Here is a 22254-nt window from a genome sequence, read left to right as displayed (position 1 = left end):
ACTGACGACTCCTACCTTGACTTTGGGGTAACTGAAATAGATTTTTTTCATTATGCCTGAAGACTTTAGCGATCGCTCCCCCTTTCTCAAAATTTTGTCAGCTCGCTGCAGCCTAAGGGAAAACCCAGAGAATCATGGCCAGCCTCTGCAATGCCATTGAGCCAAAAGCAGGAACAGATCATGGTGTTGCGCCTTGGAGAAGGCAATTTAAATTAAATTTGTATCCTATTTTTCAATCAGGATAAATTTTTGAGCTTTGGGGAGAATCTAAATTGATTTAGTAATTTGGCGATCGCCTTTTTGTGAGAAAAAATAGCTTTCATGCTTAAAAATCCAGGTTAAAAAATGATCGCTTTATGCTGAATTTCACTTTAGGCCAGTAAAAGGACTGTTAAAATTTGCTTAAATACTCAAGCCAATTTAGGGGAAACAATCAAGGTAATTCTCCCCTCCAAAATAACTGACAACAATGCTACAAAAATAATTCGGGGTGTTGTGTATGGTGAGTTTTTCTGGTGCTTTGACCTGGGAAAGTCTGCGGGGCTTTTTGACGGGGCGGATGTATATGCCCCACGGAAGCTGCTATCTATGGCAAACCCCTCTAGTCGGTCTACATCTGATGGCGAATTTGCTTACGGCGATCGCCTATTTTTCGATCCCGATTATGCTGGTTTATTTTGTCAAAAAGCGGCAGGATATGCCTTTTTCACGAGTGTTTATCCTATTTAGTACTTTCATTACTGCCTGTGGAATTGGTCACTTTTTAGATATGTTGACCCTCTGGTTTCCCATTTATTGGATTGATGGGATCGAAGGCAGTTTTACGGCTTTGATTTCCTGCTATACCGCCATAGAATTGTATACTCTTTTACCAAAATTTTTAGCGCTCAAAAGCCCGGAAGAGTTGGCAATTATCAACCAAAAATTACAACTCGAAGTGCAGGAACGACAGAAAGCAGAAAGCATTTTGAGTCGTATTGTGGCGGGCACGGCTGCGGTCACAGGACGTGATTTTTTCTCGGCCCTAGCGGAAAATTTGGCGATCGCCCTTGATGTTTGTTATGTCGCCATTCGTGAAATTCTCGACAACGACACTCATTCGCCACAAATCCTTGCCACCTGGAAAAATCCTAAATTTCCCTCGATCCCAGCAGTGGCGATCGCCTCCCCTGCTGCGGAATCCGACACCAGTCAAACACTCCAGTTCCCGATCCAAGACCGCAATTCTCGCACCATCGGCACCCTCCATGTGCAGCACTATCAACCCACCATTGACCAAGAGCTAGCCACAAAATTAACCCGTATTTTTGCCGCCCGAGCCGCCGCAGAAATTGAGCGCAAACGCGCCCTAGACGAACTTGCCTGGGCCAATAATCAACTCGAAACCATTAATAACCAACTCGAAGAAAAGGTCGCCGCCCGCACCCAAGCGCTCAAAACAGTGAACGAAACGCTCCGGAGCAGTGAAGCCCGTTACCGCAGTTTAGTGCTCAATATCCCTGGGGCCGTGTACCGTTGTCTCCCCGACGCACAATGGACAATGCAGTTTCTTTCCAATGGTATTGAACCAATTACTGGCTACCCGGCAACGGATTTTTTACATAATCAAATTCGTGCCTTCGGAGACATTATCCACCCCGAAGATTACCCACGGGTTCTTGCTTCTTTGGGCACACTCACCCCCGATAATCCCACCTATACCGATGAATACCGTCTTGTGCGCGTTGACCAAAACATTTGTTGGGTCTTTGAACAGGGACGGGGAATTTTTGATGAAACCGGTCATTTAATTCGCCTAGAGGGGGTGATGATCGAAGTCACTGACCGCAAACTGGCTAGCCAAGCCCTCGATCAAGAGCGGCGACAACTGCGGCAACTGATCCAAAATATGCCCGTGGCGATGGCGATGTTAGACAAAAAGCTATGTTACGTGGCCCATAGCCATCAGTGGCTTGTTGACTATCAACTTGGGGAAGAAACCCTCGTGGGGCGATCGCACCGTGAAGTTTTTGTGAATCTCCAGGAAGACTACCAACAGCACCTCCAAACAGCCCTAAGCGGTCAGGTGATTACCTGCGAAGAAGATTGCTACGTCCAGCATGATGGCAAAAAACAGTACCTCAAATGGACAGTCCAACCCTGGTATCACAGGGAAAATCAAGTGGGTGGGGTAGTGATTGTCACCCAAAATATCAATGATCTTGTGGAAGGTCGTGAGGCTGCCCTCGCTGCATCCCGCCTTAAATCGAGCTTTTTGGCGAATATGAGCCATGAAATTCGCACTCCCATGAACGGCATTCTCGGCATTGCGGAGCTTTTACAAACGACTCAACTGAATCCCCAGCAACAGGATTTTATAAAAACCCTCAGCCAAAGCGCGAACCATTTACTTTATGTGATCAACGATATTCTCGACTTTTCTAAGTTAGAAGCCGGGGAAATGCGCCTCGAATCCGTGCCTCTACAGATTATTGACTGTGTGGAGTCGGTGGCGGAGTTGCTGGCGATCCAGGCCCAAACGAAACAGGTGGAATTGATCACCACTATTGATCCGCAACTGGGAGGGACAGTTACGGGAGATTCGATGCGGTTGCGGCAGATATTGACGAATTTAGTTGGTAACGCGATTAAATTTACCCATCGGGGTTCTGTGGTGATCCGCGCTCTACCCATGGCCGAAGATGAGGCTTCTGTTTTGGTGAAGTTTGAGGTCATTGATACTGGGATTGGCATTGACAAAGCAGATCAAGCAAAATTATTCCGGTCTTTTTCCCAGGTGGATCCGTCTACGACAAGGGAATATGGGGGAACAGGTCTCGGTTTGGCGATCGCCAAACATTTGGTCAGTCTCATGGCCGGAGATATTGGTTTAGAAAGTAGTCCTGGCCAAGGTTCAACCTTTTGGTTTACGGCCCGTTTCCAACGATTAGAAATGCCCTCTCCCCTGCCCCAACTGGCCCCTTGCCGGGTTCTCCTCATTGACTCCCAGCCCTTGTCTTTAGAAGCGACGCGTCGGCAGCTCAGTCACTACGGGGTCAGTGTCACGGCCTATGGGGATTTTATGGGGGGAATCCTCGCCCTCGAACAACAGGATAGTTTTGATCTGATGCTCTTGGCTTTACCCATTATTGGTAATCAGGCAGGCATCGAAACGGTTTTAGATAAAGTAAAAACGCTCCTCCCCCGGGAAAATTTAGTGCTGCTGCTATCGGCGGTGGATTATCCTCGCTTAAAAAATTGGCTGCAGCCCCAAGGACTCCGTTATCTTCTCCGCCCCCTCCAACAGGAAGCGCTACTACGTTGCCTCCAAGCGGAAAAAAGGCTGGATCAGACAATGGCAGATGACCCAGATTTTGATTGGACTTTAGCAGAAATTTTGGGTGATCAGGGGGAGCGATCGCCAGATATTCAAATCCTCGTGGTCGAAGATACGCCCATTAACCAAACGGTTATTCTCAATCAGCTTGAAATTATTGGTTTTCGCAGCATCGATTGTGTGAGTAATGGTCGCGAAGCCCTCACTCAGCTCCAACAGCGGACCTATGACCTGATTTTGATGGATTGTCTGATGCCGGAACTAGATGGCTATACGACCACGGAAATGATCCGTCAACAAGAACAGGAGGATACCCACCAATTGATTATTGCGATGACGGCCAATGCGATGAAAGGCGATCGCGAAAAATGTCTAGCGGCAGGGATGGATGGCTACATTGCCAAACCCACCAGCATTAAGACCCTCCGTCAGGTCATCGATAAGTGTTTACAAAAGTCCGAAAAAAGTCGATCCGTAGGGGCGATCGCCGCGCCAACGATCCAGGAAAACCCAGAAATGGCCGCAGATCCTGACGCGCCTGTAGATTTAACACAGTTGGTGCATTTTTATGGCGATAATCCCAATTTCCACCGGGAAGTATTCAAGCAATTTTTAGACTTTGCCGCCAGCTACATCGAAGCACTCCAAGGGGCGATCGCCAATCGGGATGCCGCAAAAATTTCCTACGAAGCCCATCGCCTCAAGGGAGCCGCCAGTAGCGTGAGTGTTCGTAAAATTCCAGACTGGTGCATTGCCATCGAATTCGCCCTCGCCACCGAAAACTACGCCACGATCCAGACGCTTTCCCAGCAGATCGAAACCCATTTCCAGGCAGCCCACCAGTTTATCCAGACCTACCTCGAATCCCCCGACTGATGGCCGAACAACCCTTGATCTCAGAGTTCTGAGCGGCGAATATCTTGCTCGGCTTGCTTTCTCAAAAGGCGATCGCGGCGGCTATGGTAGAGCTTCGTTTCCTCTGGGGTCATCTGGGTCGGATCCAGGATAATCAACCCATGGAAATTTAACGCCGGATAAACCTTTAAATGGGGTAAACATTCCTCCAGGGCTTGCAACACAAGGCCATAGACATCCGCTAAAAAATAGTCAAAGGCCTCTGGCTGATCCCGTTGCCGATAGCCCACTGCCTGCTCCAGGTCTTTTTGGGAAATAATATAGCCCGCCTCAAATTGTGAAAACTCCAACATCGCTGCCCATACTTAAATTGATCCAAGGAAAAACATAAAACAAAAAATCCCCCAAGGAGGGGGAGCCATTCGGTATTTAAAGAGATATCTATACCGCTTGGGGTTGTTGGGGTTGCCGTTGGGGCTGGAATTGGAACAGGGAGTAAACCACGTTCCGGCGGATGTCGATCATCATCTCCAGGAACATTTCGTAACCCTCTTGTTTGTATTCAATCAAAGGATCTTTTTGACCATAGCCCCGTAAGCCGACAGATTCCCGTAGGGCATCGATGGCCTGGAGGTGTTCCCGCCAGAGGGTATCGATCTGCTGGAGGATAAAGAACCGTTCTGCCTGGCGCATCAAACCGGGTTGACTTTTCTCCACCTGGGCTTCCTTGAGGTCGTAGGCTTTACGCACTTCTTCATGGAGGAAGGTTTTAATTTCGGGGACGGTCATATCCTCAATATCTTTGGGTTCTAGATCTTCGAGGAGGTAGATAAATTCCTTTGCTTTATTGAGGAGCTTATCGAGTTTCCACTCTTCGGGGGGCAGTTCGGGGTTAACGTAGGCCTCGACAATTTCGCTCATGGTCTTTTCGGCGTATTGGATGACCTGCTCTTTGAGATCTTGCCCCTCTAAGACCCGACGGCGTTCAGCATAAATGGCCCGCCGTTGATTGTTCATTACTTCGTCGTACTCAAATACCTGTTTCCGGGCGTCGTAGTAGAAGGTTTCGACTTTCTTTTGGGCACCTTCGAGGGAGTTGGTGAGCATTTTTGATTCGATGGGCATGTCTTCTTCGACCCGGAAGGCATTCATCAAACCAGCCACGCGATCGCCCCCGAAAATGCGCAGGAGGTTATCTTCGAGACTGAGGAAAAATCGTGTCGAACCGGGGTCCCCTTGACGACCGGCCCGGCCCCGCAGTTGGTTATCAATCCGGCGGGATTCGTGGCGTTCTGTCCCAATGACGTGAAGACCGCCGTTTTGAATCACCTCGTCATGCTCAACGCTGGTGAGGTCATGGTAGGTTTTTTCGATGGCATGGTATATCGTCCGCAATTTTTGCACCACAGGATCAGCGGTGGGGGCATTTTCCGAGGCGATCGCCAACTTTTCCTCGGCCTCTAGTTCCGTCAAACTTTGGTTGCCATATTGATCGACGGCGAACTTTACCGCTTCCTTAAGCTGCTGTTCGAGGTCTGTGGGCAGTTCCGTTGGGTAAATATCGAGGGTGGTTTTCCAAGTTTTTTTCTTCTGTTTATTGTTGGTATCAAAACCCTGGCCACCGCTGTTTTTACCACCACCGGCGATCGCAAAATTGCCCTCATCCTCTGGTTTAACGATTTGGGGCATAAAATATTCACGCATCTTCAGGCGAGCCATATATTCCGAGTTCCCGCCGAGGATAATATCTGTACCACGACCCGCCATATTTGTGGCGATCGTTACAGCCCCTTTACGGCCCGCCTGGGCGACAATTTCCGATTCCTTCTCGACATTTTCAGGTCGCGCATTCAACAGGTTATGGGGAATACCCAACTCATGGAGATAGGCCGAAATAATTTCCGACTTTTCTACACTGGTGGTCCCGACTAGCACTGGCCGACCTGTTTCGTGCATCTGGGCACATTCTTCGGCAACGGCGCGCCACTTCGCTTTCTCATTTTTGTAGACCACATCCGCCAGATCTTGCCGCTTGGTGGGACGATTGGTGGGGATGATCGTCACCTCAAGGTTATAGACCTTTTCAAATTCTGTTTCTTCGGTTTTGGCTGTCCCCGTCATCCCAGAAAGTTTGGGATAGAGCAAGAAAAAGTTTTGGTAGGTAATGTTGGCGAGGGTCTGGGTTTCTTTTTGGATCGTGACCCCTTCTTGGGCTTCGATCGCCTGGTGGAGGCCGTCGCTCCAGCGTCGTCCTGGCATAATCCGGCCCGTAAATTCATCGACGATCACCACTTCATCGCCGCGTACGATGTAGTTCACATCTTTCTTAAACAGTTCCTTTGCTTTAACGGCATTGAAAATATAGTGGGCCCAAGGATTTTGTTCGTCGTATAAATCCGTCACTCCTAGCAATTGTTCTGCTTTGGCAAACCCTTCGTCGGTCATTAAAACGTTGCGAGCTTTTTCATCGACTTCGTAGTCGCCGGGGCCGTCTTCCTCGACTTGGGGCACCAACTGTTTCGCAATTTCCGCCGCTTGGAGATATTTTTCGGTGGGGCGTTCGATCTGCCCGGAAATAATCAGAGGCGTTCTGGCTTCATCAACGAGGATCGAATCAACTTCGTCAATGATGCAGTAGTTAAAGGGACGCTGCACCACTTCTTGGATCGTGGTGGCCATGTTGTCCCGCAAATAATCAAACCCTAGTTCGGAGTTGGTGGTGTAGGTAATATCGCAGCGGTAGTTTTCAATCTTTTCGGCTGGCCCCATGCTGGACTGGATTAGCCCCACAGTAAGGCCCAAGAAACGGTGTACCTGCCCCATCCATTCGGCGTCCCGGCGGGCGAGGTAATCGTTCACGGTGACCACATGAACCCCTTTCCCCGTGAGACCGTTGAGATAGGCGGGTAGGGTGGCAACGAGGGTTTTACCTTCCCCGGTTCTCATCTCGGCGATTTGCCCTTTATGGAGGACGATCCCCCCCAAAAGCTGGACATCGTAGTGGCGCATCTGGAGCACTCGCCAAGCGGCTTCGCGAACGACGGCAAAGGCTTCGGGGAGGATTTCGTCTAAAATTTCTTCGGTTTCTTCGTCGCTATTGGCTTTGTCGAGCTTGGCACGAAATTCTACGGTTTTTTGGGCTAGGGCTTCGTCTGTAAGGTTGGCAAAATCCTCTGCGAGCAGGTTGATTTCAGCGACGAGGGGCTGAAACCTTTTGAGTTTGCGGGCGTTGGGGTCACCGAATAGCTTCTTAAACATAGGATTTTGATTACAAACGGAGGATTAGGGGAAAAATATACTCATTGCGCTGGCACTGACTAAACGCCATTTCTCCAATTTTGGGTCTGGCGTTGGGCGATCGCAAATATTAATTTAATAACTTTTTTTAATTATGGTATCACTCCCGTTTTCGGTGAGAGAGTGGGGAAAATACGCCAGGCCATAGAATTTTATCGGCGATCAAAAGGCGATCGCCCCTGGCATTTGGCTCATGAACACCAAAGCAGGCCACAATCTGACGCATCATAATTTGCGCAACCGTGACAGGCAATATTCCTGGAGCAGGCAACCGAATACCAAGGACGGAGAGACGTTTGGCCGGGCCTAGGCTTTAGTAAATTCGAGGCCGTTTTCCGCCGCATAACGTTCCATAAACCGCATAAAACGATCCCATTCAGCGGTCGAGCGCATCACCAAGCGCGCTTCAATAATGCGTGGTTTCCCATCATAAAATTTTGCTTTGACTTCGCGGGTGACAATTTCGCCTTCTTCGTCGATGAGGTACATACCCGTAATTTCATCGGTACTTTCTTGGGCGAGGGCGGCGGGATCTTCAAAGGAAAATACAGCGGTGCCGGTACTACCATCGGGGGAACGGGTTAAGCGGATACCGGGAACTTCGGGTTCATTAACGCCTTGGGAAAACTGAATAACGGCCATAATAATTTAATTTTTCTTCATATATTTGTGCCCCTATCTTCTCATACTCCCATCGGTTTGTTGATGGCCTGGGTCGGGAAAAGCGGGACTTTTTTAACAAAAGCCTGGGGGAAAATCAGGGATTAATCGAGGTTATTTGTTTCTAATTCCCAGGGCTGTTGGGCGTTCACGGTTTTCAAAATCTGTTCAAAGATCGACCGACAATGGTTATCGGTATGGAGGGGGAGTTCTTGATTTTTCGCCACAAAATCCACTTGCAGTTTGCCATCTTGAACTTTGTTGCGGTCAAATAGGACTTCAAGCTCCACAAGTTTGGTGAAAGAAACATTGCCGGGTTTTTCTTTGGCCATGATGTAACCTCCCGTCTCATAGGTGAGGTTGAGGTCGCATTCCTGGATGATATCCCTGAGGGAAGCGAGCATCTCTGGTTCGGAGAGTCCAACGAAGTAGGAGCAAGTATAACGCGCCATAAAAAATATCTTTCAACCATGCTGAAGCATTCTTTTTTATATTACCGAACGGGAGGCCCCTAACCGAATGATTTCTCTCGATCAGGTTCTTGGTCAACCCCAAGCCGTCTCACTCTTGCGTCAGGCGATCGCCCAGGATCGTCTGGCTCCTGCCTACCTATTTGCGGGGCCAGAGGGCATTGGTCGCAGTTTGACAGCCAGGGGTTTTACGACGGCCCTTATGACCCAGGAAGTACCAGAAGCAGCCCAACGTCTGATTCGCTATAAGCTCCTGAAAAATAATCATCCCGATTTGCTGTGGGTAGAGCCCACCTACCAGCACCAAGGCAAACTCTACACCCCAGCCCAGGCCCAGGAAGCTGGCTTAAAACGGAAGGCGCCGCCCCAAATTCGCATTGAACAGATCCGCCAATTGGGGGAATTTCTCAGTCGTCCGGCCCTGGAAGCCCCCCGTTGTGTGGTGGTGATCGAAGCCGCCCAGACCATGGCAGAGGCCCCGGCCAACGCCCTTTTAAAAACCCTAGAGGAACCCGGCAATGCGACGTTAATTTTACTGGCCCCCAGCGGCGATAGTTTGTTGCCGACCCTCATTTCCCGCTGCCAAAAGATCCCCTTTTATCGCCTTTCCCAGGACAATGTGGCGCAAATTTTAACGGCCCAAGGTTATCAACACATTTTGGCCGATGAAACGATTTTGGCGATCGCCCAGGGGAGTCCCGGTGCCGCAATTCAAATTTACGAGCTACTGAGTAATGTCCCCCAGGATTTATTACAAAGCCTCCAGCAACTCCCCCAAAACCCCCTTGGCGCTTTTAGCCTCGCGAAGGAAATTCACAATGCCCTTGACATAGAAGTGCAATTGCAACTCATTGACTACCTCCAATATCAGTACTGGCAACGGTTTCACAATGATCAACTGATCCAGAGCCTCGAAACCACCCGAAAATACCTCCGTAATTATGTTCAGCCCCGTCTCGTGTGGGAAACTTTTTTCTTAGAATTTTGCCAAACTAGCCCTTAACACCACTGCTGCTGTCACTGGGGATGATGTAGCGCTGTAGGAAAACAAACAGGATCATCACTGGCAAGATGGAGATAATCGAACCCGCCGCGATCAAGCGCCAATCGAGGGAAAATTGGCCCGCCAAGGTCGCTACTCCCAAGGGCAAAGTATAAAATTCCGGACGATCAATGACGATCAGCGGCCAGAGGAAATCGCTCCAGGCACCGATAAAGACAAAAATTGCCAGGGTAATCAAAGCCGGACGCACGGCAGGCACCATAATGTGCCACCAAATGCCCAGTTCTGAACAGCCATCAATGCGGCCCGCTTCTTCTAATTCCTTGGGCACCCCTTGAAACGCCTGTCGCAGCAAGAAAATCCCAAAGGCAGAGGCCAGACTGGGAAAAATAATTCCTAAGTAGGTATTACGCAGACCAAGCTGTACCGTCAGGACATACAGGGGAATCATCACGATCTGAAAGGGGATCATAATCGTCGAGACGATGGTGGCAAAAATAGCATCCCGGCCCCGGAAGTCCAGACGCGCTAGGGGATAGGCTGCCAAGGCACAAAACAGAAGATTGAAGCCCACGGTGAGAACCGCAACGAGGGTGCTATTGAAGAGGTAGCGGCCAAAGGGATGTTGTTGCCAGACTGTGATGAAATTACTCAGGGTCGGCGCTTGGGGAATGAGTTGGGGTGGAAAGCTAAAGACGTTTTCGGTGGAGGATTTGAGGGCGGTGCTCAACAACCAGAGCAGGGGAAAAAGCATCACTAGGGCGATCGCCCCCAGAAGGAGATAAGTGGCAGCGGTTTTCAGGCGATTCATGGAGGGCCGACAGAGAAGATTGCAGCCTTATTTTGTCACATTCGGCTGGGAATCTCGGCAAGAAAAATGTTAGGCAAAGTGTTGAAAAGTTTGGGTTTGGCTTAAGGGCGTGGTTTGGCCTGCATGATTGGCGATCGCCACCGTTTGCTCGGCGGTAATCTGGCCGATAATCGCCCCTTGACTTGAAAGCTTGGCCAGGAGCTGTTCCGCCGCTGTTGGGGGGAGACAAAGCACCAGTTCGAAATCTTCGCCACCATACAAAGCCCACCGCAAAGCCGTTTCTAGATCTTGATAACGCCGGAGGGCCGGGGACAAGGGGATTTTCTCCGCTTCCACTACGGCACCGACACCACTGCGTTGACAAATTTGCAGCACGGCATCGGCTAAGCCATCGCTACTATCCATCCCTGCTGGGGGCGAATCTGAGGGGTTTAAATACGCCAGCACATCCAGGCGGGGTTGAGGCGTTTGGTGGGCGCGGATCAAAGCTTGGCGATCGCCTGTCGATAGAGTTTGGGTGCGAGAATCACCATGGAGCAGCAATTCCAGACCCGCACGGGAATCCCCGTGGCAACCTGTGACGAGAATCACATCGCCCACTTTTGCGGTACTGCGCTGAATCGCTCGATGCGGCGACACGACCCCAAAGGCTGTAATGCCAATGGTTTTGATGGGCGATCGCGTCAAATCTCCACCGACTAGAGGCGTACTGTAGCGCCCCAAACAAGCAGCCAACCCTTGATAAAGCTGGTCGAGCCAAAGAATCGGTGTTTCCGGCGGCAGAGATAAACCCACAGTAATGCCGATTGGCGTTGCTCCCATCGCCGCTAGATCCGATAAATTCGCCGCCACTGCGCGCCAGCCCACTTTCTCTGGAGGCATCGTGCGATCGCCAAAGTGCACCCCATCCACCAGCACATCCGTCGTCACGACCAAATTCTGATCAGGGGGAAACCCTAAAACCGCTCCATCATCGCCGATAATTTCTGCTGGACAAAACCACTGCAGCCGCTGGAGAATCTCCGCTTCCCCAAAATCCTTGAGACATTTCATTTCTGTCATGGTTCTTTAGCCAAGCCCTCCATCATGAACCGTTTACCCCTCGAAAAAGTATAGTAATTGACTAAATCCATTACTTGTTCTGTAAAATCGAGGAAAGAGTAATGGACTATGACAACATGGGTACCAAAAATAAAGCCGTCACCGCCTATCTCCCCGAGGAAATTGAAGCACGTCTGACCGCTTTTTGTTTGGAAAATGGTCTGTCCCGCCAAGGCAAAAAAAGCGGCAAAGAGAAGCCCGCCCTGGGCACAGGCATTATCGAAGTGCTGCGGATCTTTTTTAGTGCTGACCTTAATGGCAATAGCTCTAGCCCTGTTTTAGACAAAGATGAACTCCAGGCCATTGTCTCTAAAACCCTCCCCAGTAATGTACCAACCCAGGAATGGGTACAAACGGAAATTCAACAGGCGATCGCCCAGCTCAAGTCCGAATTAAACGGCCCGGCCCAAACCACCGAAACCCAGCCCAGCCCCGAAAAAAAAAGTCCTCTTGTCCTGAAACAAGCTGATCTAGCCCGCCGCCTCCGTTCCAATCCCTCGACCCTGAGTCGCCACAATCAAAAAGGGGGCCAACATTTTGCCCAGTGGTCGAAGGCCAAAGATCCCGAATCTGTCGCCTGGCAATACCGTGGCGTCGAAGAAAATAGCAAAATGTATGAAACGATCGAGCTTTGAACTAAGTGTCTTTCGCGTTTTGATGTTTTTCTAAGCGATAACTTTGGACTTTCCAAGGTTGAATCGGGATGTCAATTATTTGTGAAATCGTATCTTCTAAACCATTCACTTGCTCTGTGATGGTTAACCCCAAAGTATTACGATAATTCAATTTAGTTGTTTGGCCACAAGCTTCATAGAAACGGAGAATATAATCTTGATTTGATTCCGCCTGTTTCAATGCCAATAAAACCAAATTATCTGAGCCTAATGTCAAAAAAGAATGGTGGGGCAACAAACAGTTCTGGTTGGCAATAATGTCAGGAACTACTGCCCGTAAAGGTGAATTGAAATCCCGTGCTAAATTAACGGTTCTCGCCCTTTGCCATGGGCCACTATGGGGATATAGAGCATAGGCTAGATAATGCGTTCCTCGATCTGCTTGAGGGTCAGGCCAAAGGGGACTTTTGAGTAACGTTAGGCGCAATTGACCGGATTTTGCATCGTAGCCATGGTGATTTTTGGTGAGAATACTAACGCCATACTTCTCATTATGAAAGTCAGCCCAGCGTAAGGCTGGCACTTCCCATTTTGCGGAATCAATTTCCGGTTTTCGTTCAATGGCACCGCAGGGAGTTTCATAGGTACAAGTAGCCCCGTCAATGGCTAAGGGAAATGCCACTTTTAAGACAACTTGATCTTCCTGCCAATTTACGGTGCTGTAAATCTTTAGCATTTTTCCCTGGCAATCGAGTTGATAATTCTGGCTAAAAGTGGATTGATTTAATTGCTTTTTCACACGGATAATTGAACGCACAGCATTTTTTTCTCGCCAGTGAATTGAAACTACTTCAGGGGAATGGAGAGATTTGCTTTCATAATCAGGGGCAATATCCCAGGCGTCCCAGTATTGGCCTTTATCTTTAAAGGCTTGCAGTTGATTGCCCGCATCAGAAAAGATATTTTTTTCATTTATTTTGTCAAAACATTGGGCAATATTTCCCGTTTCCGGGTTGATTTCAATACGGAGAAAATCATTCTCTAAAATAAAGTCTGGTTCATTCTGTAAATCGTCTTCTCTTTGGGTTTGTGCTTGCGGATCGGGACATAACCAGTAGAGGGAATAACCGATGGACGGCACTGTTGCGAGAAAAGATAAATATTTTTTGTCGTTGTGATCTGTCTGTAAGTCTTCAACAATGATTTGTGGCTCGACTTTGTGGCCGTTCCAGTCGTAAACCGTCACTAAATCTGGAATACTTAAACTAACAACCTCTGTACGCTCCCAGTTGAGGTCATTAAAAAGAAGTAGTGGTTTAGCCGCCTTTGCTAAGGGGCAATCATAGGCGATTTGCGAGGCGATCGCCTTAAAGCTTTGGGATAACATCGCTTCCCCAGTATTAATCACTTCTTGCCATTGTTGGTTGGCTTCTATAAAGACTTCAGGAATCGAAGTACCGGGCAAAATATCGTGAAATTGGTTAAATAAAACTTTTTTCCAGAGGTCTTTTAATTGGTTTTGAGATATTTCTGATCTAAAGGGATCTGTGTGAGGTAAATTGTTGGCGATCGCCGACCAATTTTCGACCTGGCGTAGTAGAGTTTCACAGCGATTATTAAAGATTTTTTGATCCCGGTGCACGCTATAGTACCCACGATGCAATTCTAAATAAAGTTCATCCTGCCAAACTGGTAAATTGGGGGTTTCTTTAACATGATTGAGGTAACTTTCTGCGGTGGAAAATTCTAATTTAGGAAACAATGGTGACTGTTGCCACTTGCGAGCCACCTGCAACATATCCTTTGTGGGGCCACCACCATGATCACCCACGCCCGGCAACCAAAAAATATCTTTTAAATGGGTTTGTGCTTCCCATTTTTGGGCATAACTGGCCATCGTCAGCGGATTGGTATCCATGATTCCAGTGACATTGGGAGGCGTCATAAAGGTTAACAGTTCTGTGCCGTCGGGCGATCGCCACCAAAATAAACCATGGGGAAAAGGAGCCGTATCATTCCAGTGGAGCTTTCCGGTGCCAAACGCTTTAATACCGCAATGCTGAGCCAATTGGGGAAATTGATTGGGAAACCCAAAAGAATCTGGCAACCAAGCAAGGGTTGAACGTCGGCCAAATTTTTCTAAAAAATATTGTTGACCATAAAGAAATTGGCGGATAATAGATTCCCCAGAAACCAAATTTACATCGGGCTCGACCCACATTCCGCCTAATAATTCCCAACAATTATGATTAACAGCTTGTTGAATTTTCTCCCAAAGATCAGGGCGATTTCTCTCAATCCAATCGTAGAGGGCTGGGGTGCTATGGCCAAAAATCAATTCAGGAAATTCCCCTTGGAGATTTAAAACCGATTGAAATGTGCGTTGTCCCACTTCCCAGGTTTCAGCAGTTGTCCAGAGCCAAGCCATATCTAAGTGGGCGTGACCCAAAATATGAAATTTTCGTGTTTTAAGGCAACTGGCAACTGGTATTAGGTTTGTCCGAATTTCTGCTAACGCTTGATTAAACGCTTGTGTATCTGTGACTTGTGCCCAAGGGATCTGATTTAAGTGCGCTTCTACAAAATTTATTTTTTCCGGATCATAACGCGCTAAATAGTCGGTCAAAATTTGTAATTCTGTGGCAAAACTCCCCGCTTCTAAAATCTCTAAGGTCGGGGATTCAAAAATCAATTCGGATTTCATTAATGCGCCGATATCATGGCCCGGACTAACAAGGGCGATCGCCACCTCAAAAATCTGATTCGCTTGGGCCTGATCCGTTAATAGTAGCCGCGTTGAAGAATCAAATAAATCGCCTTCACAAACTAATTTGCCGTTGACAAAAATTGCGGCAATTTCGGCCCACCAAGTAAGATTTAAGCGGGCATTTAATCCGGAGATACAATAGTCATTAATGCTTTTTGGGAGCGTAATTTTTTGGTAAAACCAAGCGAGCTTTAACCCCTTTTCAAAAACGAGATAACCATTATTATTTGGTTGAATTGCTGCGAGCTGAGTGGGTTGAAAGGTTGCTAAATCTGGCCGAAATGTTTTCGGAACAGCGGTCTCCGTTTGGTAAAATTGCCATGTTGTTTGGGTCGGCAATGCAACAAAACTTTTTAGGCGCTCGATGGTCGCTTGGATAACAGGGGATGCCATGGGAGATTTTCAGCCAGAGAACTGACTTTTATCTTAAACCCCAAGGGATACTGGCGTTTTCGATGAAATTGAGCAAGTGTTACCAGAATCGAGTTGGGCGATCGCCTGCCAGTTGATCACATCTTGAAAGAGCATCGCATAGCCTTCACTGTTGGGGTGGAGACCGTCGGCGCTGAGGTGATCATTCACCCAGTGGGTACCGCGACTGAGCCACAAATCAAAAATATCCAGGTACGGAATTTGGCGATCGCCACACAGCTTTTTCGTCAATTCTTTGTAACGATATTGTTCGCTGTGACTGTAATATAGGCAGTCGAGAAAGGGCATTTTAGCTTCATTAACGGGCACTTGACCGATAAAAATTACCGGACAAAATTGTTGCGCCTGTGCTAATAAATTGTCTAACTGGCTTTGGAAAAGGTCAAAATCCGTAAAACTTTTCCCATCGGGACGCCCCAGGCGCGGCGAATCATTGACCCCGACGGACAATAAAATTAAATCCGGCTGTTTATTACGCAATTCACCCCGTTGTTGGTACTCGGCTCCAAGGCGATCGCCCACCAATTTCACCGTATCACCCCGCACACCGAGGTTATAGAGCACGTGACCTTGGGGATTGCCCATCCAGTGGAGCCGTAATTGCTCGACCCAACCACCCCGGACTGGATCGCCAAACCCATACACCAAACTATCCCCGAAGGCGACGACCCGCAGCGGATGACGTTGGGCGTAGCTGGGGTTGATGTGGGTAGGACTAAGGGCGGTCATGGCGACTGTATTGGCAAAATTAAGCTTGCTTCATAAATCTACATCAAAAATGCGACTTCCCCCTTTACTGATAGCGATTTTCAATCATTTGGCGGAGTTTGATTCGGTTTAACTTTCCCTGGGCATTGCGCGGCAATTGTTCAACCAGCAACCAATGTTTTGGCTGTTTATAAGGGCTTAATTGCTTGGCGATCGCCATTTTTACCCTGTCTAAACCACTCGGATTTTTCAAACTCAGCACAGCGATGACAACTTCTCCCCAGTAAGGATCTAGCAAACCCAAAACCGCCGCATCTTTAACGAATTTCGTCCCTAGAATTGCTGCTTCAATTTCCGCTGGATAAATATTTTCACCACCACTAATAATCTTCTGACTTTGGCGTCCCAATAAATGTAAATAGCCCGCTTGATCAAAGGCACCAACATCATCGGTTTCTAAGATTTTAGGATAATCAAAATTGGGGTAATAACCGAGAAATAGCGATTGGGCCGCAATGGAAATTAAACCCGTTTTTGATAAAGATAAATTGGCATGGGGCAAAACTTGGCCCGCACAATCTTTGCCAGCTAAAAAGTCTGCGGGTTTTAGGGCCACCACCTGGGAAGCGGTTTCTGTCATGCCGTAGGTCAGAGCAATCCGGAGCTGCAATTGCCGGGCTTGATCAAGGAGCGATCGCCAAGGTGGAGCCCCACCGAGTAAGATTAAGCGGAACTGGGCTAACCATTGGGGACAAACTTGGAGTAATACTTGTAATTGAGTTGGTACTAGGGATAGACAAAAATTACTGACATCCCAATCCGGTAAAATGCCGCGTTTTAACGCTGGATAATCGCCGAATTTAAAGTCCCCCCCACTCAAATGCGATCGCCACCATTGCATCAAGCCGCTGACATGGTAAAGGGGTAAAATACAAAAACAATTTACCCGTTCTAAAGCGAAGAAACGTTGGAAAGCCTGGGCCGAAGCAGACAGGGTTTCAGGGGTATGAATTGCTAACTTTAGCTGTCCTGATGTGCCGCCAGTGGGAATTAAAATGTGGGATTTTTTTGTTAGAAGTTCTGGCCTTTGATCTTGCCCTAAGAGTGATTTAATTTGTGTCCGTTCTGAAGTTTGCCAAGTAGAATTGACCAGCAACACGGATTCGTGACGGGCGATCGCCTTTTGAAACGCTTCAGCAAAGAAGGCTGGATTTTTTTGATCAATAATTTGGAGCGACGACATCGAAGCAAATAAGCAGAATCCTTTAAAATACGGAGACAAACGCCCCTTGGTTGCTGATTATTCCATAATGTTCTCCAAAGAAACTTTTTTTGCCCTGTCCCTGTTTCCCTACCTCGGTTTTTTATGGTTCCTGACCAAATCCGGGAAAACGCCAAAACTGGCCCTGATCGGCTTTTATGTCCTCCTCGTTTTTGTGGCGATCTCCATTCCCGCCGGCATTTACGCCCAGGTGCAATACGGCGAGGAGTTGGCCAATGTGGACTGGCTCCATGGCAGCGCTGAATCTTTTTTGACCCTCTCCAACGTGCTGGTGGTCTTGGGTTTTGTCGGGGCGATCGCCAAACTCAAACAGACCAAATCCGAATAAATTTAGATTTTAAAAACCCCCTCTGGGTTCACCGAGAGAATCGGCCGCCGCTGTATCCCTTCCCGTTGGAGAACGCTATTGGCAGCGAGCAAACCGCTACTGATGGCCCGTTCCATCAAGCCACAGGGGAACGGCATTTTCACCCAATCCCCCGCATACATCAGGTTGCTAATTTCGCTTTCGGTGGTGGGGCGATCGCCATAGCTATTGGGGGGATAGCCAGAGAAATTCTTTTGGTTCACCAGTTGCCGATGGAGCACCGTCGCTCCCTTGAGTTCCGGCACAATTTCGTATAGTTCCTGCTCAAAGGTGGCCAATAGCGCCTCTTGGGTGGGAAATTCTTTTTCCTTATAACAGTAAGCATGGAGCTCCACCACACTACCCCCGGTACGGGCGGCCCAATCCTTAAACTGGGTCTGGATTTGGTGATATAGGGTAATGCTATCGGTCAAGGCATAGCCCGACAATGATGCAAACTTACTGTGCTCCCAGGGGAAATCTCGATCCAACCAGAACCGTCCCACCGCAAAGGGATCAGACACCACCAATTGATCAACTTTACGTTCTGCCTCTGGATCCCGGTCTCCCACTAAGCGGGTAAACAAATGGCGAGTTCCGGGCACGTCCGTCGCCAGCACCACATAATCGGCGGCAAGGGTGCCCTGCTGGAGTTCATCACTGGGATTTTCGGCTACCAACTGTACTTGATCAGCTTCACGGGCCTGGACTTTAAAGGGAGTCAAATCCCGTTGGGCGGGGCCACTCAGGCGTTTACCATTGGCATCATAGCGAGCGCCATGGCAGGGACAGAGGAAGGAGCCATCCGCTTGCCGACCAACGGTACAACCCTGGTGGGTGCAGGTTAAGGACAAGCCCTCCTCCGTTGCCGGATTGACCGCATACATTGCATCCCCAGCGCCGTAATATTCCAGACTGTCATCGGTAATCAATTCATTCTGCTTCGTCCAGAAAGGTACATCCGTTTGTTCGTCTCCCTGTTGGTAGGCGATCGCCTGGATTTTGTTGTCCTGACATTGAATTTCGCTGACGGACACATCGGTCAAAATTTGGCCCCCTTTCGCGCGGATGGCGTCGGCAATGGGTTGAACGAGGCTCGTGCCCATGTCATCCACGGTGCCGTTAAACGCTAGGCCCTCTGGGTTCCCAAAAAAGTAGAAGTGGAAAAATTGCAGCAATTCCCCTGTGCTCAAGGTATCGGGGGCATTTAGGCTAGATTTAGCGAAGGGTAAAAAGTAGAGGTCATAAAGGCCCTGGGGAAATTCACCCCGGACCCAATCCGCCACGGTAATAGTGTCGTAGGTGTCGTAGGTGCGGGGGATTTTAAAGCCCGTGATCGCGTGAAAAACCTCTAAATGCTTAATTTTTGTGAGATTAATGCCCCAACGGAGTCGGTTCGGCGAAGAAATGGCGAGATCCACGATATTCCAAGGAAAGGCGGTATTACTGGGACGAAATACCTCCGGGCGATAGCGGTCTGGATCTTTGAAAACGAGGGAATAAAAATCTAAGGATTGAAAATTGTCGTTGATGCTCAGTTCACTGACCAAGCTCTTGAGGTTGTAATACTGGGGGAAAAAGCCGTGGAAGCCGTGTTCCATCATGAACTCGTCTTCACCGACATTAATTTTCCAACTGGCGACCTTGCCACCGAGCTGGGGGGCTTTTTCTAACAGCGTGACCTGAAAACCCCGTTGGCTTAATTCGTAGGCGGCGGCCAGCCCTGCTAAACCGCCCCCAATGACAACGACTTTTTTCCCCTGGGTGTGATAGTGGGGTAAATCCAAGGATTCTTGCTGGTGGATCGTCGGGTGGGGTTTGGCGAAGCGGGTGTACCCGACCATCGCTCCGGCGGCTCCCACCCCAAGGAGTTTGAGGGCGCTACGGCGGGAAATGGGGGGAAGGGAAGTGTTGTCACTCATGCCATTCAGTTTAATTGCACATCTAGTGTCAATTATTATGAACTGATTTGCTGGGGGTGGGTTGTTTTCTTCGGCACTTTGTCACATTTGCGCAAAAAGACTTAGTTTCGGCGGATATTGAAGCAACACCATTCGTCTTTCTTCCAGAGGGCGGCGATCGCCCAGCCATTTTGCTCGAGGGTATCGGCGATGGGTTGAATCTGTTCGATCAGAATGCCGCTGAGGATTCCCCAGGTGTCCGGTTTGGCGATCGCCGACATCTTGGGGATCAGCTCAATAATAATTTCCGCCAGGATATTACAAACAATCCCATCAAAGGGCTCCGGGTACATTTGGGGAAGGGTATCGATGCTGCCCTGGGCGACGACCATGCGCTCTGGTTCGATGTTATTGAGCGCCCGATTACTGTTGGAGGCAGTCACCGCCAAAATATCCGTATCCACCCCAAAGGTTTGCTTCGCCCCCAAAAGGAGAGACCCGATGGAAAGAATCCCCGAACCACAGCCAATATCCGCGATTACCTGGGTTTCTGGTTGCTGCCCTAAACGCATTTCTAGGGCTTCGAGGCACAGTTGGGTGGTCTGGTGAGCGCCAGTCCCAAAGGCAGAACCCGGATCGAGGCGCAATAGGAGGCGTTCTGAATGGGTGGGCACTTCTAACCAGGCTGGGTAAATCAACAGGCGATCGCCAATTTCTTGGGGTTGCCAATGGCTCTTCCAGCTACTTGACCAATCTTCCTCATCGATCAGATGCCACTTAACCGCGGGTTTAGGCAAACGGGCAAGTAAAGCATCCTGTTTCAGTAGCAGCGCTAAGGCCGCGAGATCTAAATGATCAAACTCCGCCTGGGGACTATAGGCACGAATCAGGTAGGACTGCCCCTTCTGCTCCCCCGCCATTCCCCGACAGCCAAAATCATCTAAGCGCCAGAAAATCGTCTCTTCTAAACTCGGGTCGCAGAGGATCTGTAATTCCCACCAAGTTGTTGTCATCTTTTTCCCCTTGTCGTTGGCCAGGGGAAAGTATCCAGAGACCTTTCCCCCGTAGCTTAACCTTACAGCTTAACCGTATAGGCATCCCGGATGCCGGTTACCTTCGTAATCTCACTCAGAACGCCTTCTGGCAGCGGATCATCCAAGCTCAGTACCATCACGGCATCACCCCGGACAATCTTGCGGCCCACCTGCATACTGGCAATGTTCACATTAAAGCTGCCCAGCAGAGAACCGATCTTCCCGATAATCCCCGGCACATCCCGGTGGAGCGTAAAGAGCATATAGCCCGTCGGTGGCACATTAATCGGGAAACCATTGATACTGGTAATGCGGATATCCCCATCACTCAACAGCGCCCCATTGACGGAGTGCTCCCCATCGGCCCCAGTGGCTTCTAGGTGAATAGCCCCGGTGTAATCACGTACCGATTCATCACGGGTTTCAATGATCCGGATGCCCCGTTCCTTTGCTTCAATTTCTGCGTTTACATAGTTGACCCGTTCCCGCAATGCTGGAGAAAGTAAGCCTTTGAGAGCAGCCACAACCAAGGGCTTGGCTTCTTTTTCGGCTAAATCCCCTTGGAGGGTCACATTTAATTTTTCGATGCGGCCCCCGGCCAACTGACCGACCATGTTCCCTAGGGTCTCCGCCAACTGGAGATAGGGACGCAGTTTTTCCATGACGTTGGCATTGAGGCCAGGAATATTCACCGCAGAGCGTGCTGGCAACCCTAAAATGACATCCCGAATTTGCTCGGCAACATCAACGGCAACATTCACCTGGGCTTCAGCGGTAGAAGCACCCAAGTGGGGCGTAAGGACAACGTTATCCAAGGCCCGGAGTTCGGATTCACCCAGGGGCTCTTCTTCAAAAACATCCAAAGCGGCCCCACCAAGGCGACCTTCTTGGATCGCTTTAGCAACGGCAGCTTCGTCAACAACGCCACCGCGAGCACAGTTCACAATGCGGGTGGTGGGCTTCATTTTGGCGATGGACTCTTCGCCAATTAAATGGGTGGTTTCGGGGGTTTTGGGGACGTGGAGGGTAATGTAGTCGGCTTCCCGGAACAGGTAATCGAGATCGACGAGGCGACAACCCAATTGTCCGGCCCGTTCTTCGGAGATAAATGGATCGTAGGCGAGGAGCTTCATGCCTAGGGCTTTACCGACGCTAGCTACGTGGGCACCAATTTTGCCGAGACCGACAACGCCGAGGGTCTTTTTGTAAACTTCTGCGCCGATGAATTTTTTCCGGTTCCATTCTTTGGCTTTGACGGACTGGTTGGCATCGGGGATGTGGCGAGAGAGGGACAACATCATCGCGAGGGCATGTTCGGCGGCGGCAATGGTGTTTCCTTCGGGGGAGTTGACGACGATGATCCCTTGGCGGGTGGCGGCGGGAATATCGACATTATCAACACCGACTCCGGCACGGCCAATGATTTTGAGGTTTTTACCGGCTTCGATCACTTCTTTGGTGACTTTGGTCCCGGAGCGAATCATCAGGGCATCGTATTCGGGAATAATGCTGATGAGTTCTTCGAGGGGTAATCCGACTTTAACGTCTACTTGGGCGACCTGGGAGAGGATATCGATTCCGGCTTGGTCGATAGAGTCGGAAACAAGAACTTTAGCCATAACAATTCGATTAAATATAAATGTTTCGTTTGGGTCGG

General features: G+C 49.2%; 17 protein-coding genes. 4 read left to right on the top strand and 13 right to left on the bottom strand.

Features of this window, described 5'->3' with window-relative positions:
- The first annotated feature begins 499 nt into the window (after nucleotides 1-499).
- Nucleotides 500-4192 carry a response regulator gene (locus FEK30_RS10480; RefSeq protein WP_138073155.1) on the top strand — a complete coding sequence of 1231 codons (3693 nt, stop codon included), beginning with the start codon at nucleotides 500-502 and terminating at the stop codon, nucleotides 4190-4192.
- 20 nt (nucleotides 4193-4212) lie between these two features.
- Here the strand turns inward: FEK30_RS10480 and FEK30_RS10475 are convergent, their stop codons facing one another.
- The 5 genes from FEK30_RS10475 to FEK30_RS10460 form a co-directional block, all read right to left on the bottom strand.
- A complete protein-coding gene (locus FEK30_RS10475; RefSeq protein ID WP_030006482.1) occupies nucleotides 4213-4524 on the bottom strand; it encodes a hypothetical protein in 312 nt (103 codons plus the stop codon).
- Nucleotides 4525-4612: 88 nt separating this feature from the next.
- On the bottom strand, nucleotides 4613-7429 hold the full coding sequence (gene secA, locus FEK30_RS10470; RefSeq protein ID WP_138073154.1) for a preprotein translocase subunit SecA: 2817 nt from the start codon (nucleotides 7427-7429) through the stop codon (nucleotides 4613-4615).
- A 139-nt stretch (nucleotides 7430-7568) separates the two neighbouring features.
- Nucleotides 7569-7697: a hypothetical protein gene (locus tag FEK30_RS17120; protein WP_255447853.1), complete on the bottom strand. Its 129-nt coding sequence runs from the start codon at nucleotides 7695-7697 to the stop codon at nucleotides 7569-7571.
- A gap of 77 nt (nucleotides 7698-7774) precedes the next feature.
- Nucleotides 7775-8110 carry a photosystem II reaction center protein Psb28 gene (gene psb28, locus FEK30_RS10465; RefSeq protein WP_012306879.1) on the bottom strand — a complete coding sequence of 112 codons (336 nt, stop codon included), beginning with the start codon at nucleotides 8108-8110 and terminating at the stop codon, nucleotides 7775-7777.
- Nucleotides 8111-8232: 122 nt separating this feature from the next.
- Nucleotides 8233-8580, bottom strand: coding sequence for a hypothetical protein (locus tag FEK30_RS10460; RefSeq protein ID WP_012306878.1), 348 nt, complete (start codon nucleotides 8578-8580; stop codon nucleotides 8233-8235).
- A 67-nt stretch (nucleotides 8581-8647) separates the two neighbouring features.
- Between FEK30_RS10460 and FEK30_RS10455 the strand changes: the two genes are divergently transcribed.
- Nucleotides 8648-9601 carry a DNA polymerase III subunit delta' gene (locus tag FEK30_RS10455; RefSeq protein ID WP_138073153.1) on the top strand — a complete coding sequence of 318 codons (954 nt, stop codon included), beginning with the start codon at nucleotides 8648-8650 and terminating at the stop codon, nucleotides 9599-9601.
- On the opposite strand, the gene FEK30_RS10450 is transcribed toward FEK30_RS10455, so the two are convergent.
- Both FEK30_RS10450 and thiL read right to left on the bottom strand, forming a co-directional pair.
- Nucleotides 9591-10412 (bottom strand): carbohydrate ABC transporter permease, encoded by an 822-nt coding sequence (locus FEK30_RS10450; protein WP_138073152.1) that lies wholly within the window; start codon nucleotides 10410-10412, stop codon nucleotides 9591-9593. The two genes, FEK30_RS10455 and FEK30_RS10450, sit on opposite strands and share 11 nt — an antisense overlap.
- Nucleotides 10413-10481: 69 nt before the next feature.
- Nucleotides 10482-11474: a thiamine-phosphate kinase gene (thiL, locus tag FEK30_RS10445; protein ID WP_138073151.1), complete on the bottom strand. Its 993-nt coding sequence runs from the start codon at nucleotides 11472-11474 to the stop codon at nucleotides 10482-10484.
- Between the two features lie 101 nt (nucleotides 11475-11575).
- On the opposite strand from thiL, the gene FEK30_RS10440 reads away from it, so the two are divergent.
- The gene (locus FEK30_RS10440; RefSeq protein ID WP_138073150.1) at nucleotides 11576-12148 is read left to right on the top strand and encodes a hypothetical protein; all 573 of its coding nucleotides are present in this window, start codon (nucleotides 11576-11578) and stop codon (nucleotides 12146-12148) included.
- A 1-nt stretch (nucleotide 12149) separates the two neighbouring features.
- On the opposite strand, the gene FEK30_RS10435 is transcribed toward FEK30_RS10440, so the two are convergent.
- From FEK30_RS10435 to FEK30_RS10425, 3 genes are all read right to left on the bottom strand, one after another.
- Complete coding sequence (locus FEK30_RS10435; RefSeq protein WP_138073149.1) at nucleotides 12150-15287, bottom strand: alpha-mannosidase; 3138 nt, start codon at nucleotides 15285-15287, stop codon at nucleotides 12150-12152.
- Between the two features lie 33 nt (nucleotides 15288-15320).
- On the bottom strand, nucleotides 15321-16055 hold the full coding sequence (locus FEK30_RS10430) for a GDSL-type esterase/lipase family protein (protein WP_138073148.1): 735 nt from the start codon (nucleotides 16053-16055) through the stop codon (nucleotides 15321-15323).
- A 64-nt stretch (nucleotides 16056-16119) separates the two neighbouring features.
- On the bottom strand, nucleotides 16120-17277 hold the full coding sequence (locus FEK30_RS10425; RefSeq protein ID WP_138073147.1) for a 2-succinylbenzoate--CoA ligase: 1158 nt from the start codon (nucleotides 17275-17277) through the stop codon (nucleotides 16120-16122).
- Nucleotides 17278-17344: 67 nt separating this feature from the next.
- On the opposite strand from FEK30_RS10425, the gene FEK30_RS10420 reads away from it, so the two are divergent.
- The gene (locus FEK30_RS10420; protein ID WP_030006473.1) at nucleotides 17345-17644 is read left to right on the top strand and encodes a DUF3593 domain-containing protein; all 300 of its coding nucleotides are present in this window, start codon (nucleotides 17345-17347) and stop codon (nucleotides 17642-17644) included.
- Between the two features lie 2 nt (nucleotides 17645-17646).
- Here FEK30_RS10420 and FEK30_RS10415 read toward each other — a convergent pair whose 3' ends face one another.
- From FEK30_RS10415 to serA, 3 genes are all read right to left on the bottom strand, one after another.
- A complete protein-coding gene (locus FEK30_RS10415) occupies nucleotides 17647-19584 on the bottom strand; it encodes an FAD-dependent oxidoreductase (RefSeq protein ID WP_138073146.1) in 1938 nt (645 codons plus the stop codon).
- 101 nt (nucleotides 19585-19685) lie between these two features.
- On the bottom strand, nucleotides 19686-20576 hold the full coding sequence (prmA, locus tag FEK30_RS10410; protein WP_062433597.1) for a 50S ribosomal protein L11 methyltransferase: 891 nt from the start codon (nucleotides 20574-20576) through the stop codon (nucleotides 19686-19688).
- A gap of 62 nt (nucleotides 20577-20638) precedes the next feature.
- Nucleotides 20639-22216 (bottom strand): phosphoglycerate dehydrogenase, encoded by a 1578-nt coding sequence (gene serA, locus FEK30_RS10405; protein WP_012306867.1) that lies wholly within the window; start codon nucleotides 22214-22216, stop codon nucleotides 20639-20641.
- Between the last annotated feature and the right edge of the window lie 38 nt (nucleotides 22217-22254).

The sequence above is a fragment of the Picosynechococcus sp. PCC 11901 genome (genome assembly GCF_005577135.1).
GTDB lineage: Bacteria > Cyanobacteriota > Cyanobacteriia > Cyanobacteriales > MRBY01 > MRBY01.
The sequence above is the reverse complement of the archived record's forward strand: the minus strand, read 5'-3'. Positions and strand labels throughout refer to the sequence as shown.

Bases quoted from the DNA above. Each gene is read 5' to 3' on its own strand.
- FEK30_RS17120 (WP_255447853.1), bottom strand. From the start codon at position 7,697: ATGATGCGTCAGATTGTGGCCTGCTTTGGTGTTCATGAGCCAAATGCC.
- FEK30_RS10435 (WP_138073149.1), bottom strand. From the start codon at position 15,287: ATGGCATCCCCTGTTATCCAAGCGACCATCGAGCGCCTAAAAAGTTTT.
- FEK30_RS10430 (WP_138073148.1), bottom strand. From the start codon at position 16,055: ATGACCGCCCTTAGTCCTACCCACATCAACCCCAGCTACGCCCAACGT.
- FEK30_RS10450 (WP_138073152.1), bottom strand. From the start codon at position 10,412: ATGAATCGCCTGAAAACCGCTGCCACTTATCTCCTTCTGGGGGCGATC.
- FEK30_RS10415 (WP_138073146.1), bottom strand. From the start codon at position 19,584: ATGAGTGACAACACTTCCCTTCCCCCCATTTCCCGCCGTAGCGCCCTC.
- thiL (WP_138073151.1), bottom strand. From the start codon at position 11,474: ATGACAGAAATGAAATGTCTCAAGGATTTTGGGGAAGCGGAGATTCTC.
- psb28 (WP_012306879.1), bottom strand. From the start codon at position 8,110: ATGGCCGTTATTCAGTTTTCCCAAGGCGTTAATGAACCCGAAGTTCCC.
- FEK30_RS10475 (WP_030006482.1), bottom strand. From the start codon at position 4,524: ATGTTGGAGTTTTCACAATTTGAGGCGGGCTATATTATTTCCCAAAAA.
- FEK30_RS10460 (WP_012306878.1), bottom strand. From the start codon at position 8,580: ATGGCGCGTTATACTTGCTCCTACTTCGTTGGACTCTCCGAACCAGAG.
- FEK30_RS10420 (WP_030006473.1), top strand. From the start codon at position 17,345: ATGTTCTCCAAAGAAACTTTTTTTGCCCTGTCCCTGTTTCCCTACCTC.
- FEK30_RS10480 (WP_138073155.1), top strand. From the start codon at position 500: ATGGTGAGTTTTTCTGGTGCTTTGACCTGGGAAAGTCTGCGGGGCTTT.
- secA (WP_138073154.1), bottom strand. From the start codon at position 7,429: ATGTTTAAGAAGCTATTCGGTGACCCCAACGCCCGCAAACTCAAAAGG.
- FEK30_RS10455 (WP_138073153.1), top strand. From the start codon at position 8,648: ATGATTTCTCTCGATCAGGTTCTTGGTCAACCCCAAGCCGTCTCACTC.
- FEK30_RS10440 (WP_138073150.1), top strand. From the start codon at position 11,576: ATGGACTATGACAACATGGGTACCAAAAATAAAGCCGTCACCGCCTAT.
- prmA (WP_062433597.1), bottom strand. From the start codon at position 20,576: ATGACAACAACTTGGTGGGAATTACAGATCCTCTGCGACCCGAGTTTA.
- FEK30_RS10425 (WP_138073147.1), bottom strand. From the start codon at position 17,277: ATGTCGTCGCTCCAAATTATTGATCAAAAAAATCCAGCCTTCTTTGCT.
- serA (WP_012306867.1), bottom strand. From the start codon at position 22,216: ATGGCTAAAGTTCTTGTTTCCGACTCTATCGACCAAGCCGGAATCGAT.